Below are 15,634 nucleotides of genomic sequence, written 5' to 3'. Positions count from 1 at the left end.
GGCTCGGCGATGATGGCGCCGACGCGCCAACGCGGATTGAGGCTGGCGAAGGGATCCTGGAAGATCATCTGGGTGCGCACCAAACCATCGCGACCGCTGCCGTTCGCAAACGAAAGCCTGCCGCGCGTCGGCTGATACAGTCCGACCACCAGGCGCGCCAATGTCGATTTCCCACAGCCGGATTCGCCGACGATCGAAAACGTGGTGCCGCGCGGGATCACAAAACTCAGGCCGTCGACCGCCTTGAGCGTGCGTTGCGGTTTGCGCATCACCGTACGGTCGAACCACGACGGCGAAACGTCGAAGAAACAGGCGACATCGTCGACGCGCAGCGTCGGTTTGGCGAGCAAGTTTGTCATGCTGCCTCCACGGCATCGCCGGCGGCAAGGTTCCAGCAGGCTGCCGTGCCCGGGCCATTCGCCAGCAAGGGCGGCAGAGCGGTACGGCAGCGCGTATCCGCCAGAACGCAGCGCGGATGGAAAGCACAGCCGGGCGGCATGGAATTCAGACGCGGCATCGCGCCGTCAATCTGGACGAGACGCTCGTGACGCGTCACCAGGCTCGGGATCCGATCAATCCGCGCGTGTAGGGATGTTGCGGCCGGCGGATGATGTCATCGACCGGCCCGATTTCGACGATGCGCCCGGCATACATTACCGCCACGCGGTCGGCGGTTTCCGCGATCACGCCCATGTCGTGGGTAACCAGCATCACGGCGGTTCCCCTGTCGCGGCAGATGCGTTTCAGCAGCGCGGTGATCTGTGCCTGGACCGAAAGCGTCGGAATATCGATGCATAGCCAGGTCCACTCGCACATATGGCCGGGATCCAGCCTTTCGGATTGGAATTTCGGGGCTCTTTCCCAAGCCGGCCCGAAGAATTCACACAAGGGACCCGCGCCCCGATTGTAAAACTGTTCGAGGAACAGCGTATAGAGCCCGTCCAGGCGGCGGCGATGCGAAGCGTCCCGCGTTTTCGTTGCAAGCACCAGGCAGGCTTCGAACAGATGCATATGTGGATTTTGCCGCCGGGGCAACGTCCCATGCTCGTCCTCGGCCCAGCCGCCCGCCGGATCGGCGAGAGTCGTGTCGATGGCCGTGAGCAAAATTTCGATCTGCTTGCGATAGGCGATGCGGTCCGTGGCTGCGAAAAGGGCGGCGAGCGCTAATAGCACGCAGGCATTGTCGTAAAGGTCGCGGGTCTCGTCCACAGCCGAGCGGGCGACGCGATCAATCGTTCTGGCATAACCCGGCCGAGAGCCGCCGATCCAGGCCGCAGAATGAAGATTGGCGGCATCGCGCCGCGGGGCTGGACGTCGTTCGATCCTGGGCCGCCAACAGACACCTGGACAATCTTAGGCAGATGTCGTGACAGCGCAGATTTTGGCTGTGGGTTGCGTCGAACCGGCCGACCCCGCTCTCTCGCCTTTTTTGCGGTGGATCAAAGCGTGCGCGATCCAGCGCTACTACTGATGTCACGAACAGCAATTATCGCAAGTCCTTAGGTGCCGGTGGCCGGTTGACTGTGAACCAAACAGCGCGGGAAGCGTTTGTGTCCATTCACTGCAGATCGATGGCACAGGCGCATGTCGCGGTACGGCGAGATGCACCGAGAGGCAATGGAGCCAGACATGACCCAACACACCTCTCTACTTGCCCAATCGAGCCAGCCTTCCGAGCATGAATTGCAGGACATCGATGCCTATTGGCGCGCTGCCAACTATCTGACGATTGGCCAGATCTACCTGCTCGACAATCCGCTGCTGCGCGAGCCGTTGCGGCTGGAGCACGTCAAGCCGCGTCTCCTCGGCCACTGGGGAACGTCGCCCGGCTTAAGCTTCATCTATGCGCACCTCAATCGCGCGATCCGGCTCAGGGACGCGAATGTGATCTATGTCTGCGGCCCCGGCCATGGCGGCCCGGCAATGGTGGCGAATACCTATCTGGAGGGCACCTACAGCGAGCTCAATCCCGACATCGCAATGGACGAGCAGGGGATGCGCAAGCTGTTCCGGCAGTTTTCGTTTCCCGGCGGTATCCCGAGCCATGCAGCACCAGATGTGCCCGGCTCGATCCATGAGGGCGGCGAGTTGGGCTATTCGCTCTCGCATGCCTATGGCGCGGCTTTCGATAATCCGGATCTTGTGGTCGCCTGCGTCGTCGGTGACGGCGAGGCTGAAACCGGACCACTGGCAGCCGCGTGGCATTCCAACAAATTCCTCAACCCTGCGCGCGACGGGGCGGTGCTGCCGATCCTGCATCTGAACGGCTACAAGATCGCCAATCCAACCATTCTGGCTCGCATTCCCGAAGACGAATTGCGCGCGCTGTTTGCTGGCTACGGCTATGAGCCGCTGTTCGTGGAAGGCGACGAGCCGGCTCTGATGCATGAGCGGATGGCGAGCGTTCTCGACGATGCGTTTGATCAGATCCAGGCTATCCAGCATGCCGCACGCAACGGACCTGCGGCGACCGCGTCACGACCAAAATGGCCGATGATCGTGTTGCGCAGCCCCAAGGGCTGGACCGGCCCGAAAGAGGTCGACGGCCTGAAGACCGAGGGCTTCTGGCGCTCGCATCAGGTTCCCTTGTCAGGCCTTGCGGAAAACCCCGCGCATCTCAAGCTGCTCGAGGAATGGCTGAAAAGCTACCGGCCCGAGGAGCTGTTCGACGCTGCCGGCGCTCCTGTCGCCGCGATCCGTGCCACGGCACCCCAGGCAACGAAACGAATGAGTGCAAACCCGCACGCCAATGGCGGCCTGCTGCGCAGGTCTCTCGAACTGCCCGGGCTGCATGACCACGCCATTGCGCTCGAGCGCCCCGGCGCCATCAAGGCCGAGTCGACGCGGGCCATGGGCAGTTTCTTGCGAGATGTCATGCAGTTGAACGAGGCTTCGAAGAACTTCCGGATCGTCGGCCCTGACGAGACTGCCTCGAACCGCCTTCAGGACGTGTTTGAGGTGACCGAACGTGGCTGGATGGAAAAGATCCTGCGCGAAGACGTTCATCTGGGACGCGATGGCCGGGTTCTCGAAATCCTCTCTGAGCACACCTGCCAAGGTTGGCTGGAAGGCTACCTGCTTACCGGGCGCCATGGCCTGTTTTCCTGCTACGAGGCGTTTATCCACATCGTCGATTCCATGTTCAACCAGCATGCGAAATGGCTTGACGCCTGCCGTGACATCCCATGGCGGCGGCCCATCGCGTCGCTGAACTACCTGTTGTCGAGCCATGTCTGGCATCAGGAACACAACGGCTTCAGCCATCAGGACCCCGGATTCATCGACGTCGCCCTCAACAAGAAGGCCGGCATCGTGCGCGTCTACCTGCCACCGGACGCCAACACTTTGCTGTGCGTGACCGACCATGTGCTGCAGACCTGGAACCGCATCAACATCATCGTCGCCGGCAAGCCGCCATCTTGGCAGTGGCTGTCGATGGACAAGGCAATCGTTCACTGCAGGGCGGGGATCGGCGTCTGGGACTGGGCGTCAACGGACGATGGAGCTGAGCCCGACGTCGTGATGGCTTGCGCTGGCGACGTCCCGACCCTCGAAACGCTGGCCGCAGTGCAGATCCTTAGGCAACAGGCTCCTGATCTCAGGATCAGGGTGGTCAATGTTGTCGACCTGATGACCCTTCAGCCTAAGGAATATCATCCGCACGGCCTGTCGGACCGCGAGTTCGATTCGCTGTTCACCGCCGACAAGCCGGTGATCTTCGCCTATCACGGCTATCCCTGGACCATCCATCGCCTGACCTATCGACGCACCAACCACGACAACATCCATGTGCGCGGCTACAATGAGGAGGGCACGACCACGACGCCCTTCGACATGACGGTGCTGAACGGCCTTGACCGCTTTCATATCGTCCAAAGCGTCGTAGATTGGGTTCCACGACTGAAGAGCATGCGGGTCGGGGTTAAGCAGGCGATGGACAGCAAGCTGCTTGAACATCGAGCCTATATTCGCGCCCAAGGGCAGGATATGCCGGAAATCCTTGAGTGGAAGTGGGAACAGGATGCCGATGCGGGGCCGAGGCGTCCAGATTGAGCGGATGCCCGTTCGCAAGCGCAAGGAAACGGCAACATATAGGATGGCTTCATGACCGATGCGATCCTTGTCCTGAACGGCGGTTCTTCGAGCCTGAAGTTCGCCGTTTTCGAGCGACGCGGTGAGCTCCCGCTGCTGCTGCGCGGCAATGTCTCCTCTCTCGGTCAACAACCGCGGCTGCGAGTCGAGGCTGCGGCCGGCAGGTCAAAGTTCGACAAGAGCTTGGGCGAAGCACCGATCGGTATGGGCAAGGCGTTCGCGGCGGTTGCATCCGTGCTCGCCGAAAACGATCTCCTGCGCCGCATCGACAGGGTAGGACACAGGATCGTTCACGGTGGGCGTGACTTCACCGAAGCGACGCTGCTCGACGAACGCACGCTCAAAGCACTGCGCCTGCTGGAGCCGCTGGCGCCCATCCACCAGCGGATCAATCTCGAGATTGTCGCGCTGGCCGCTGAAATCTTGCCGCAGGCCCTCCAGGTCGGTTGCTTTGACACGGCGTTTCATTCGACCAGACCGGAGCTCGCCAAAATCTACGGGCTGCCGTGCGCGATGACTGACGCGGGCATCGTTTCCTACGGCTTTCATGGGCTGTCCTACAGTCACATCGCTGCGAAGCTGCGTGACCGATACGGCGCGCACGCCGGCGGTCGGGCGATCGTTGCCCATCTCGGCAGTGGCGCCAGCCTGTGCGCGATGGCCGCCGGACGAAGCATCGCCACGACGATGGGGTTTTCGACGCTCGACGGCCTGGTGATGAGCACGCGCTGTGGCGCGCTCGACCCGGGGATTATCCTTCACTTGCTGCAGGAACGGCGACTGTCTGGAGACGAAATGGTCACGCTTCTCTACGAGCAATCGGGCCTGCTCGGAGTGTCTGGAATATCGGGTGATATGCGGACGTTGATCGCCTCGGACGATCCCGCCGCCGCCGAGGCTGTCGCGCTCTTCGTTTATCGGATCGGACGTGAGATTGGATCGCTGGCCGCTGCCATGGGAGGACTGGACACGCTGGTGTTCACGGCTGGCATCGGCGAAAACGCGCCGTTGGTCCGGGAGAGGATTTGCGGTGCCGCTGCCTGGCTTGGAGTCGATCTCGACGAGAAGCGAAACCGAGAGGGCGAGGAACTGGCCAGCAACGCGACTTCCCGCGTCGATGTCCTTGTCATTCCTGCGGATGAAGAATGCGCTGTGGCCGCGGACATGCTCGTCTTTTGACCTGCCGCGCCCACAACGGCCCGGAAGGGGCCAAGGCAGCTAAGCGGCTGATCGCGCCCCCAGCTCCCGTCGAACCAGGACCAGCGTCGCATCGTCGGGATCGGTCGTGACGGTGAAGCCCATGTCGCGCTCGACCTCGATCGCGGCACGGTTCTCGCGGCTCTCGATCGACTCGATCGCTTCCAGGCCGAGGTCTTCGGCATAGTTCGCGATATAAGCGAGCAACTCCCAACCAACGCCCAGATGCTTGCGATCCGCACGAATGCAGATCGCGACCTCACCGTTTCGATCGGCGGCATCGCTTGCCAGCGTTGCAACCGCGATCAGCATTCCGTCGGTGGAGAAGGCTAGAAAATTATGGATGTGGGCGTCGTCTGAACGCGTCATCGCGACCAGCCGTTCATGCGAGACCTCCTTCACAGCGCCGAGAAAGCGAAAGCGCAGGTCGTCCGGGGTCACATGGGTGAAGAACTCGGCCAGCGTTGGCTCATCCTCAGGGTACGCGCGGCGCACTTCGAAGCGAAATCCGGTGTGGGTGGTAAGTGTATGGTGCATGACAACAGGGTCCTGATCTGAGGCTGACGTTACGCTGTCTGCTTGGGAGGGCTCATACGCCCATGGTCTGCAACACATCCTGCTTGAGGATTTCGACGCTGCGCAGGTTGAGCAGGCGGATCACGCCCTTATCCTTCAGCCGGGTGAAAACCCGCGACACGGTCTCGATAGTGAGTCCGAGATAGTCGCCGATGTCCATGCGCGACATCGGCAGCTCCACCTGCCGCAATCCACCTTGCCGCTCCATCATGTCGACCAGGAAGGCGGCGACACGTTCGATGGCGTTCTGACGACCGAGGACAAGGAGGTGCTCCTGCGCCCTCGTCAGGCCCTTGAGTGCCAGGGGAAGCAACTGATGGGACATGTCCGCTCCAGCGCTGAAGCGGAAGGCGCGTACCCCGGTGGCATTGATCGCTTCGGCGAAGAAATGATGCGTCGTGTCGCCTTCGAAGCCGAACGTCTCTCCGGCGAGGTGGAAGGCGCTAATCTGCCGGCGGCCGTCCGCGAGCAGGCGATAGATGCGTACGGCGCCGAATTCGACCTGGTAGAAAGCGCCAGCCTTCTCGCCTTGAGCATAAATCTCCGAACCGGCGGGAAAGAAGCTGACCGGCTGTTGCGTTTCCGAGTCGAGGGCCACTGGCAGGCTTGGCTGAGCAGAATGCGACGGCAATGAAATTCTGGAGGCGGTGTAAGCGTGCATGGCTGTTGTCCAGGTTGTTTCGCGACACAGCAATCGCGCGAATCCGCGGGTCGCGAAATTCGGTTTTGTCCCTACGGGAAACTACCTAGGCACGCGCCGGCCCGCTCATGTCCAGAGCAGATTCGATGCGCCGGCTTGGCGCGAGGGTGTCGCCTCTTCCGGCCCTGTCTCCATTGTCAGCCTGTTGTCAGCTTGGCCGCGCTAGCCCGGCGCTGCGACCGGAAATGATTCTTCAAAACCATCGGCTGCGGGGTCGCCGCACGCGATCAGGAGCAATTCTAACATGCAGTTTTTCAAGTCCGGACTGGTCTTGGTCCTCTTGACGGCGTCGGTGCCAGCCTTCGCCAACACGACCGTCAACGTAAAGCTTTGGGACAAGGACGGTGCCGTGAACCCGGACGCCAAGATGGGGATGGGCATGCCGGCAAACATGAGCATGGCGACGATGGCCATCAAGCTGGACAAGACCGTCGTACCCGCGGGCGAGGTTACCTTCAAAGTCAGCAATACGTCCAAGGACACGGTTCACGAAATGATCGTCGTGCCGGCCGCGGATGCGAAAAAGACCGCATTGCCGTATGTGAAAAATGAAAATCGCGTCAACGAGGATGCGGCCGGCCATCTCGGCGAGGTTTCCGAACTCGATCCAGGCAAAACCGGATCGCTGACCCTGGACCTCAAGCCGGGCAGCTATGCCGTTTTTTGCAATATCCCCGGTCATTTCATGAATGGAATGTGGGCAACGATCCTGGTCAAGTAGACGGTGATCCAACGCTGCAACCCGCCCGCCAAAAGGCGCGGCGGGTTGCTGTTCATTGCTTCCCCGATCGAGACCGCTACCGCTTGCGCCCGATACGGCGCCGGGTTGATGATTGGCCGATCGTCAAGCGATGTCCGCCGGTTCGGCGCTGCGTTTTCGTCCGGTGATCATGGCTCGGACCAGGTTTTCGCGGTGGCGAAAGCTTGCCAGGGCGACACCGCCAATATGAAGCAAGACGAGGAGCAACAGGCCGTGCGCCGCCAGGCTATGTGCGGCTTCGACCCAGGGCACACCGAAATAGGCGTCGGTCGTCATCAGCCAGCCGGTAAGAGCGGTTGAAGCCATCGCCGCGATCAAGACGATCACCATCGCGCCGCCAGCCGGATTGTGGCCGATATATCGGGCCTCGCGGCCGCTCAGTATTGCCGAGAGATAACGCGCGACAGTCGCCGGATCACGCACGAATTGGGAGAACCGCGCATAGCGGGTACCAAGAACACCCCACAGAAGCCTTATGCCGATGAGGGCGGCGGCGGCGTATCCGGCCCAGTGGTGGATACCCTCCGAGGAATGGGAGGTGAGCCAGGCCGTGACGAAGCTGAGCACCAATGCCCAATGGAAACTCCTCACGGCCCGATCCCAGACGCGCACCATCGGCGGCAATGGGTGCGCGCCTGCTGCTGCCGGAACGTTCTGATCAATTTTCGCCGGCTTCGGCATTGTCGAGCTTTTCAAGGGTCTCGGCATTGTAGGCCAGATTGACCTTTTTGCCCGCCTTGTCGACCGCGTAGACCTCATAGCAGCCCTTCTCGACCTTGATCTGCCGCACGGTGAGGCCTTCGCCAGTCAATTGTGCTTCCAGTGTTGCCTTGGGCTTGAATTGCGATTTTGGGGCGGTGCTGCAGCTGCCGCCGGCGGCGAGCGCCGGTCCCGCGATCATGCCTGCCAAAGCGGCGAAAACGAGTGTGCGATACATGATGACTCCATTCGGAAGGTTGGGCGCCGATGTTGCGCCCGCAGGTGAATCTTCGATCGTCCAGACGGCGATTCTCACCGCCATTGGAGCGAAATAATCAATTCAAGCTGACAACTGGCTGACAATTGTATCATCGGTACCGATCGGGGCCGCGCCGATCAATTTGATCTGGCGCAAGGACGGCGGGTGACGTCGTGAGCAGGATGACGGCCGGATGTAGAGCACTTCTGCTGCCCACCCGGAAAGAGGATCGCCATGAAAACCGTATTGAGGAAAGCAACATTTGGGCTTGCTGCTGCAATGCTCATGGCTAGCCATGCCGGCGCCGCCCAGGCTGACGCGCTCGTCCAGGTTTCGCTCTGGGACAAGGGCGCGAGCACGGAGATGCCGATGGGTCTTGCGTATGCAGCGCCGGGCCTCGATCTCGCCAAGGCGACCATGGGCATCAAGGCTTTGCCAAGTGTGGCAAAGGCCGGAGAGGTCACATTCAATGTGAAGAATGACTCCAAGGACACCGTCCACGAAATGATCGTGATGCACCTTGCCGATCCCGGCAAGCCGCTTCCTTACCTTGAAGCCGAGAACCGCGTCGACGAAGACAAGGCTGGCGACAAGGGCGAAGTTTCGGAGCTTGATCCGGGAAAATCAGGCACGTTGACCGTCGAGCTGAAGGCTGGAAAATACCTGCTTATCTGCAACGTGCCAGGTCACTATGGAGCCGGCATGTGGGCCGAATTCACCGTCGAGCCATAGATAATGAAGCAGGCAGCCGCCTGGCCGGAACCTGTGACTGCCGCAGTTTTCGAAAGCCTGCCGGGATCGCCGGCCTTGTCGGTTTGGCCGCGCCACGGCGGAGGCTGGGCAGTCACGGCATTTGTTTTTCCGGGGCAACATGGAGCACGTCATGAGAGCGATGGTGCTCGAAAACATCGGCGTGCCATTGAAGCTGGTCGACAGGCCTGATCCCATAGCGAGACCCGGTGAGATCAGGTTGAGGATCGAGGCATGCGCTGTCTGCCGGACCGATCTGCATGTCATTGATGGCGATCTGCGTCATCCAAAACTGCCGCTCATTCCGGGTCACGAAATCGTCGGCACTATCGATTCCGTCGGCAAAGGCGTGGCGCGTTCCAGGATCGGGCGCAGGGTTGGCGTGCCTTGGCTTGGGCACACTTGCGGGCATTGTCCCTACTGTGTCGCGGAGAATGAAAATCTCTGCGATCAGCCAGATTTCACGGGTTATACACGCGATGGCGGCTTCGCCAGCCATGTCATTGCCGACGCGCAATTCGCCTTCGATCTGGACACGGATGCCGACCCCGTATCGCAGGCGCCGTTGCTTTGCGCTGGCCTGATCGGCTGGCGATGCCTGAAGAAGGCCGGTGACGGCAAGCGGCTCGGGATCTACGGCTTCGGTGCCGCTGCACATATCGTTGCGCAGATCGCAATCTGGCAGGGTCGTGACATCTTCGCTTTCACCCGGCCCGGCGACAGTGAAGCACGGGAATTCGCCCGCTCGCTCGGCGCGACGTGGGCGGGCGGGTCGGAGGAGCTTCCGCCCAGGCAGCTCGATGCCGCGATCATCTTCGCTCCTGTGGGTGACCTGGTGCCGATCGCACTTGGTGCCGTGCGCAAGGGCGGCCGGGTGGTTTGCGGCGGCATCCACATGAGCGACATTCCGGCGATGGCCTACGAGTTGCTCTGGGAAGAGCGTGAACTGGTGTCGGTTGCAAACCTGACGCGCCGCGACGCCGAAGAGTTCTTTCCCATTGCCAGGCGCGCTCGGGTGCACACGTACACCAAGGTCTACCCGCTGGAACAGGCCAATCAGGCATTGGACGATGTGAGGCAAGGCAGATTGAGCGGCGCCGCCGTCCTGGTGCCGTGATCGGCATTCAACGAGCGTTATGTGGGAGCGTTATCTGGCCCGTCCACCCAGTTCGCGCATATGCCGGATCCACTTCGCACGGGTCGCATCGCTGGCTCCAGCGACCATGCCGAACAAGGTCTCGCGTACCGGACTGATGCCGACAAATTGCAGAATGCTTCGCTTCAGGCCGGCGATGCCGTGTCCGAGGAACCATAGCCGATACACGACGGAAGGCATGCCCATCGTCACCACGACGCGCGCCGAGCGGCCACGAAGCAATGTCTTGGTGAAGCCGCCGCCCTTGTCCGGATAGGCAAAGGCCGTTCCCGGCCGCATGACCTGTTCCAGAAATGCCTTGAGTATGGCCGGCATGGTTCCAAGCCACAGCGGAAAGACAAAGACGACATGCTCAGCCCACACGATCGCCTCGGCTGCTTCTTTCAACTCATCGGGAACCGCACCATGCTCGAACTCCTGCATCGTCCGAAGCATCGGAAAATCGATTGCCCCCAGATCGACCCGGCGGACACCATGCCCTGCCTTTCCCGCGCCCTCGCCATAGGCGTCGGCAAGACCGCGGCAGAGCCGATCCGGGGACGAGTCTGGATGGCCGACCACTATCAGGATGCGTCGCGACATGGTCTACTCCCCGGGAGCCAGGCGTTGCCGCGTCATGGCCGCTCGACCCTTGCCACCTGGTAGGTGTGCATGGTGCCGTTGCGCTCGATCGACACATATTCACCGGTCACGAACCGTTCGTCGCCGAGATGAAAGCCGATTTCGTCATCGCGGTCGCCTTCGGCGTAGTCGAAATACCACTGCCCGCCGGGCTTGCGTCTCAGCCGGCCGATCAGATCCTCCTCGCCAGTCCGAAAGCGGCGAACTCGACATGAGGCCCTGTGCGATTTCCATTCTTCGGCATCGATACGCCCTTCGCCGTTCAGCGGAGCCAGCACGTCGTAACCCTCTTCACGATCTCCTCCCGGGTGATCCTTCTCGCGGGCTAGCAGCAGCCGGACATGGCGGAATTTCGGGGTAAGGTCCTTCAAACTGGTCATGGCGAACTCCTTTTAAGGAGTCCCATAGAGCCGTAGCTGGGCCTGCCCCTTGATCCGCATCAAAGATGGCTCAAGAACCGCGCTTCTATCCCGGGCCAGGCGACAACATGGCGCCATAGCCGGCGGTCGCAGCGGTCAGGGTTGCGCCGGCCAGCGGCACCCAGAACCTGATCGGACCGGCAAATACCGCCAGTGACAGGCGGCCGATCGCATTTGCCGCCAGTGCCGCCAGCACAGCCTGACCGACAGTCTCGACGGGGACCGAATACTTGACCAGCCGCAAGGCACTGAGCACCGAGACGTCGACATCGAACGTGCCTGCCAGCGCTGAGGTAACCAGCAAGCCGCGGCTGCCGAATTGAGCTGCCAATCCAGCGCTTGCGGTCGCGACAAGCGCGAAGAGCAGCGCGAACAGCAACAGCGGACCCAGCTCGAATGGATTGCGCGCAATAGCGCTGCGTTCCTCATTCCCGCTGTCGCGAGTCATCAGCAATGCGCCGCAGACAGCGAAGGCGAGCGCGGCTGCCATCGCCGCTATAGCGACCGAAGCGAACACGCCTGGCTCTATGATCAGAATCACGGCGCAGACGCGGAGCACCGAAACCATTGCAGCCAGGGATGCCGCCCCGGCGAGCGGCAGTGGATTGCCGCCCGACGCGGCATTGCGGGCAAGCGCCAAGGTCACCGCTGTGGAAGAGACGATCGCACCGACGAGCGAACTGACCAGCAGCCCACGCGTATTTCCCAGAATGCGAACAGCCACGTAGCCGGCGAACGATATCGAGGCCATCAGCACCGTCAGGAACCAAACTTCCCAAGGATTGAAACCGCCCCACGGGTCCATCGTCCGGTTTGGCAACAGGGGTAAGACGATCGCCGTCATCACTGCCAGGATCAGCGCCGAACGCAGTTCGACCCAGGTCAGTCGCTTCAAAAGACCGTGCAGGACTTCTCGGCTGGCCAGGATTGCCGCCAGTGCCGCCCCGCCCGCAGCAGCAGCCCGATAATCGCCGGCTACGGAAAGCGCGCCAAGGGCGAAAACGCCCAGGCCTGCGATCACGCTCGTGACGCTGAAATCCTCGTCATGGGCAGCCTCACGCGCCTTGTACCAGGCAAAGATTGCCGCAAAGGCGATGAAGCCTCCGACGAGCACCGATACGGAGCCTAGTGCACTGGCCAGCGCCGCGAGCACGCCACCAAGCAGCCCGGATATGCCGAATGTCCGGATGCCAGCTGTGCGACTGCGGTCGGGCGCATCCCGCTCTTGCCAACCACGCTCCAAGCCTACAAGGAGACCTATTGCGAGGGCCAGTCCAAGCCGGGCGATGAGCGGATCCATTGGCGCGACGACTTCAGGCGGTCACCGTCGGCAGGCGGTCGCGAACCCACCTGACGATCTGGCCTGCCGTCATTGCGCCAGATGTGCGCGCGAGTTCGCGTCCGCCATGGAACAGAATCATGGTCGGGATGCCGCGAATGCCGAGCCTTGCCGCGACAGATTGCTCATTTTCGGAATTGAGTTTGATCAGGCGAACATGTGGCTCCAGTTCGATTGCCGCCGCTTCACAGGCCGGCGCCATCATCTTGCAGGGGCCGCACCAAGGTGCCCAGATGTCGACGACAACGGGAATACTGCTTCGCGTAATCTGGTGATCGAACGTCTTGGCGTCGACGTCCGGGGGGTGACCTGAAAACAGTCTGGTCCCGCACTTTCCACATTTTGCCTCACTGGCATTTCGTGACGGCGGCAGGCGATTGACTCCGCCGCATTTGCTGCAAACCACCAGATTTTGCTGTGCCATGGCCATTCACCGAACTTGTTCTCGACCACTATGCGCGCCACAGATGTCCATCGCCAAGGGTCCGCAAAGCGTTCAGGATAACCGCCACGTCAATCCCTTCCTGAAGTAGCGCTCCGGCAACCGGCGTGATCTGCCCCATGGCCGCTGCGATCATTGCCAGCCCCGACAGCGCCAGTCCGGCAATGATGCTTTGCAAGGCGATCGATCGCGTTCGCCGTGCAATCCGGACGGCATCGGCGACAGGCAGCAGCCTGTCGGTCAGCACGATGACGTCCGCCGCCTCGGAAGAGGCCGTCGCCCCACGCGCGCCCATGGCGACGCCGACCGTCGCGGCGGCAAGAGCGGGTGCATCGTTGATGCCGTCGCCGACCATCATCGTCGGCGCCAAGGCTTTCTCGGCTGTGACCGTCGCGACTTTTTCGGCAGGGGTCGCATCGGCGACCAGGGCGTCGAGGTCGAGCCGGGCGGAGATGCGCTTGGCCGCCACGCCGTCGTCGCCTGTGAGCATGATCATGCGATCAATGCCAGCGGAGCGCAGCTTGCCGAGTGCGTCATGCGCATCAACACGCAGGGCGTCGCCGAACGTGAAAACACCGGCAAGCTGCCCGCCGAGTGCTACAAAGACCCTGAGCACCGCCTCGTCCCGGTATTTTTCTTCGCCCCCTTTCGCCCAGTTGGGCAGGGGACTGTCGGCGAGCACAAGAGCCCGCGATCCGGAGGCGATCGCAATGTTCTCGACCCGGCCCTTCAGGCCTGCGCCGCGATGCTCGCGGACATCACGCGGATGCGAAAGCATCAGCTGTCTGCCGCGCGCCTCCCGGATGATCGAGTCGGCGAGCACATGGTGTGAGGCCTGTTCCAGGGATGCCAACAGCTGCAGCAGATGGTTCGCGTCACTGCCGGGTGCGGCTTCGATTTCGATGAGCTCGGCGCCACCGATGGTCAAGGTCCCCGTCTTGTCGAAGATCGCGGTTCGGACTTGCGCTAGAGCCTCCAGCGCCGTGCTGCCTTTCATAAGGATGCCGGCACGCGCGGCACGCGAGACGCCGCCGATGAATGCAACGGGGGCAGCAAGGATGAGCGGGCAGGGCGTTGCGACGACCAGCACCGCAAGCGCTCTGATTGGGTCGCCGGAAACATACCAGGCGGCGCCGGAAACCAGCAGTGTGGCTGGCAGAAGGAACAGGGCAAAGCGGTCGGCCATGCGAATGAATGGAGATTTCGCGGTCTGCGCTGCAGCGACCATGCGTACGATCGCGGCATAAGTGCTCTGTTCCGCGAGGGCAGAAGCCCGCATGCTGAAGGTCTCGCCCGCATTGACGGTGCCGCTGCGCAGCACATCCCCCGCGCTGCGCCGTTCCGGCAGGGGTTCTCCGCTCACTGCGGACTCGTCGAGAGAGGCCGAAGCATCAAGCAGGATGCCATCGACGGGGAGCAGTTCGCCGGCCCGGACCAGAATCTCGTCGCCGACATCAACGTCCTCGACGGAGATGGTTTCTGTCCCCAGCGTTGACGTTCGGTGGGCGACACGCGGCGATCGGTCGGTCAATGCCTTGAGGTTCCGTTCCGCGCGGCCGCGAGCGAAATCCTCAAGCACCGTGCCGCCGGCATACATAATCGCGACCACCACTGCCGCCAAGGGTTGGCCAAGAAACAGCGCGGCGGACATCGACACCAGCGCAATAGCATCGACACCGAAGCGGCCGATCCAGAAATCGCGCAGGATGGAGATGGCGAGAGCCGCTACCACGGGCAACGTCGCCACCGTCCAGATCGTGTCGGCCTCAAGGGGCCCGAGCCCGGTTCGCCACGCTCCGATCCCAACGGCGAGACCCAGGATGGCAATCACCAGCAATGCGCGTCGCAGGATGGACTCGTTCATGCGATGCCTTCCGATCTGATCGATGCTCGCCAATTTTCGTCAGCGCTGACGAGCGCGTCGAACTCGGGCAACAGCTAGTCGCGAGAACCACAGAACGCTTTGATCCAACGCAACGAACGGGCAAGATCGACCGGCGATTATCGCCGCTAACAGGAGACACAAGGGGTGACGATCCGAAATCTCGAACATGCGTTCGCCCCGAAGTCCGTTGCTGTCTTCGGTGCGTCGGTGCGCGAAGGCTCCGTCGGCCATGTCGTTTTCGACAACATCGTCAGCGGTGGCTTCGAGGGCGACATCTGGCCGGTCAACCCGAAATATTCGCAGATCGCCGATCGGCAATGCTATGCTGAAGCGGCGGATCTGCCTGACGTCCCAGACCTTGGTGTCATCGTTACGCCGCCTGAGACAGTTCCCGGCATCGTGCGCGACCTTGCTGAAAAGGGCACGCGGACGGCGGTCGTGATCACTGCCGGGCTTACGCGCGAGAATGGCCTGCGTCAGGCGATGCTGGACGCTGCCAAGCCCACGCTCTTCCGCATCATCGGGCCGAACACCGTCGGGCTGATGATCCCGCCGATGAAGCTAAATGCCGGATTTGCGCATATGGCCGCGAAGTCCGGCAACATCGCACTGCTGTCGCAATCCGGCGCCATTGCCACATCGCTGATCGACTGGGCGGCCGACAACAATGTCGGCTTCTCGCAGATCGTCTCCCTTGGCGACATGGCCGATGTCGATGTGGGGGACTGCCTCGACATGC

16 protein-coding genes and 2 pseudogenes are annotated in these 15,634 nt (G+C 62.0%); 6 read left to right on the top strand and 12 right to left on the bottom strand.

Annotated features, from left to right (window positions below; translation table 11 throughout):
- The 3 genes and pseudogenes from EOA36_RS38780 to EOA36_RS38170 form a co-directional block, all read right to left on the bottom strand.
- The coding region (locus tag EOA36_RS38780) for an ATP-binding cassette domain-containing protein (protein WP_127277203.1) at nt 1-359 on the bottom strand (359 nt) is incomplete at its 3' end.
- Nucleotides 356-777, bottom strand: a pseudogene (locus tag EOA36_RS38175) (oligopeptide/dipeptide ABC transporter ATP-binding protein); the annotation flags it as partial. The gene EOA36_RS38780 and the pseudogene EOA36_RS38175, both read right to left, overlap by 4 nt.
- 51 nt (nt 778-828) lie before the next feature.
- Nucleotides 829-1,209 (bottom strand): annotated as a pseudogene (locus tag EOA36_RS38170) (AGE family epimerase/isomerase); the annotation flags it as partial.
- A gap of 420 nt (nt 1,210-1,629) precedes the next feature.
- On the opposite strand from EOA36_RS38170, the gene EOA36_RS09670 reads away from it, so the two are divergent.
- Both EOA36_RS09670 and EOA36_RS09665 read left to right on the top strand, forming a co-directional pair.
- Nucleotides 1,630-4,053, top strand: coding sequence for a phosphoketolase family protein (locus tag EOA36_RS09670; RefSeq protein ID WP_127277201.1), 2,424 nt, complete (start codon nt 1,630-1,632; stop codon nt 4,051-4,053).
- 51 nt (nt 4,054-4,104) lie between these two features.
- Entirely contained in the window at nt 4,105-5,271 is a 1,167-nt protein-coding gene (locus EOA36_RS09665) for an acetate/propionate family kinase (RefSeq protein ID WP_127277198.1), read from the top strand.
- Nucleotides 5,272-5,310: 39 nt separating this feature from the next.
- Here EOA36_RS09665 and EOA36_RS09660 read toward each other — a convergent pair whose 3' ends face one another.
- Nucleotides 5,311-5,826, bottom strand: a complete 516-nt coding sequence (locus EOA36_RS09660; RefSeq protein ID WP_127277196.1) for a GNAT family N-acetyltransferase — start codon at nt 5,824-5,826, stop codon at nt 5,311-5,313.
- Between the two features lie 52 nt (nt 5,827-5,878).
- Entirely contained in the window at nt 5,879-6,526 is a 648-nt protein-coding gene (locus EOA36_RS09655) for a helix-turn-helix domain-containing protein (protein ID WP_127277193.1), read from the bottom strand.
- Nucleotides 6,527-6,857: 331 nt separating this feature from the next.
- Here EOA36_RS09655 and EOA36_RS09650 point away from each other — a divergent pair, with 331 nt between their 5' ends.
- Nucleotides 6,858-7,286 (top strand): plastocyanin/azurin family copper-binding protein, encoded by a 429-nt coding sequence (locus EOA36_RS09650; RefSeq protein WP_245464307.1) that lies wholly within the window; start codon nt 6,858-6,860, stop codon nt 7,284-7,286.
- Nucleotides 7,287-7,409: 123 nt separating this feature from the next.
- On the opposite strand, the gene EOA36_RS09645 is transcribed toward EOA36_RS09650, so the two are convergent.
- Both EOA36_RS09645 and EOA36_RS09640 read right to left on the bottom strand, forming a co-directional pair.
- Nucleotides 7,410-8,006, bottom strand: coding sequence for a cytochrome b/b6 domain-containing protein (locus EOA36_RS09645; RefSeq protein WP_335930847.1), 597 nt, complete (start codon nt 8,004-8,006; stop codon nt 7,410-7,412).
- Complete coding sequence (locus EOA36_RS09640; protein WP_189343527.1) at nt 7,984-8,262, bottom strand: PepSY domain-containing protein; 279 nt, start codon at nt 8,260-8,262, stop codon at nt 7,984-7,986. Before EOA36_RS09640 ends, EOA36_RS09645 begins: the two co-directional genes overlap by 23 nt.
- Nucleotides 8,263-8,568: 306 nt before the next feature.
- On the opposite strand from EOA36_RS09640, the gene EOA36_RS09635 reads away from it, so the two are divergent.
- Together EOA36_RS09635 and EOA36_RS09630 are read left to right on the top strand one after the other, a co-directional pair.
- Nucleotides 8,569-9,015, top strand: coding sequence for a sulfocyanin-like copper-binding protein (locus EOA36_RS09635; protein ID WP_245464306.1), 447 nt, complete (start codon nt 8,569-8,571; stop codon nt 9,013-9,015).
- 151 nt (nt 9,016-9,166) lie between these two features.
- Complete coding sequence (locus EOA36_RS09630) at nt 9,167-10,150, top strand: zinc-dependent alcohol dehydrogenase family protein (protein ID WP_127277182.1); 984 nt, start codon at nt 9,167-9,169, stop codon at nt 10,148-10,150.
- Nucleotides 10,151-10,180: 30 nt separating this feature from the next.
- Here the strand turns inward: EOA36_RS09630 and EOA36_RS09625 are convergent, their stop codons facing one another.
- The 5 genes from EOA36_RS09625 to EOA36_RS09605 all read right to left on the bottom strand — a co-directional run bounded on the left by EOA36_RS09625 (nt 10,181) and on the right by EOA36_RS09605 (nt 14,874).
- On the bottom strand, nt 10,181-10,771 hold the full coding sequence (locus EOA36_RS09625; protein WP_127277180.1) for an NAD(P)H-dependent oxidoreductase: 591 nt from the start codon (nt 10,769-10,771) through the stop codon (nt 10,181-10,183).
- Between the two features lie 32 nt (nt 10,772-10,803).
- Nucleotides 10,804-11,190 (bottom strand): hypothetical protein, encoded by a 387-nt coding sequence (locus EOA36_RS09620; protein ID WP_127277177.1) that lies wholly within the window; start codon nt 11,188-11,190, stop codon nt 10,804-10,806.
- Nucleotides 11,191-11,275: 85 nt separating this feature from the next.
- Nucleotides 11,276-12,529, bottom strand: a complete 1,254-nt coding sequence (locus EOA36_RS09615; protein ID WP_127277175.1) for an MgtC/SapB family protein — start codon at nt 12,527-12,529, stop codon at nt 11,276-11,278.
- A gap of 13 nt (nt 12,530-12,542) precedes the next feature.
- Nucleotides 12,543-12,992: a thioredoxin TrxC gene (trxC, locus tag EOA36_RS09610; RefSeq protein ID WP_127277173.1), complete on the bottom strand. Its 450-nt coding sequence runs from the start codon at nt 12,990-12,992 to the stop codon at nt 12,543-12,545.
- 28 nt (nt 12,993-13,020) lie between these two features.
- Nucleotides 13,021-14,874, bottom strand: coding sequence for a heavy metal translocating P-type ATPase (locus tag EOA36_RS09605; RefSeq protein ID WP_127277205.1), 1,854 nt, complete (start codon nt 14,872-14,874; stop codon nt 13,021-13,023).
- Nucleotides 14,875-15,039: 165 nt separating this feature from the next.
- Here EOA36_RS09605 and EOA36_RS09600 point away from each other — a divergent pair.
- On the top strand, nt 15,040-15,634 hold a 595-nt coding region (locus EOA36_RS09600), incomplete at its 3' end, for a CoA-binding protein (RefSeq protein WP_145969136.1).

The organism is Mesorhizobium sp. M8A.F.Ca.ET.021.01.1.1 (genome assembly GCF_003998025.1).
GTDB lineage: Bacteria > Pseudomonadota > Alphaproteobacteria > Rhizobiales > Rhizobiaceae > Mesorhizobium.
This window is presented reverse-complemented; position numbering and strand designations above follow the sequence as displayed.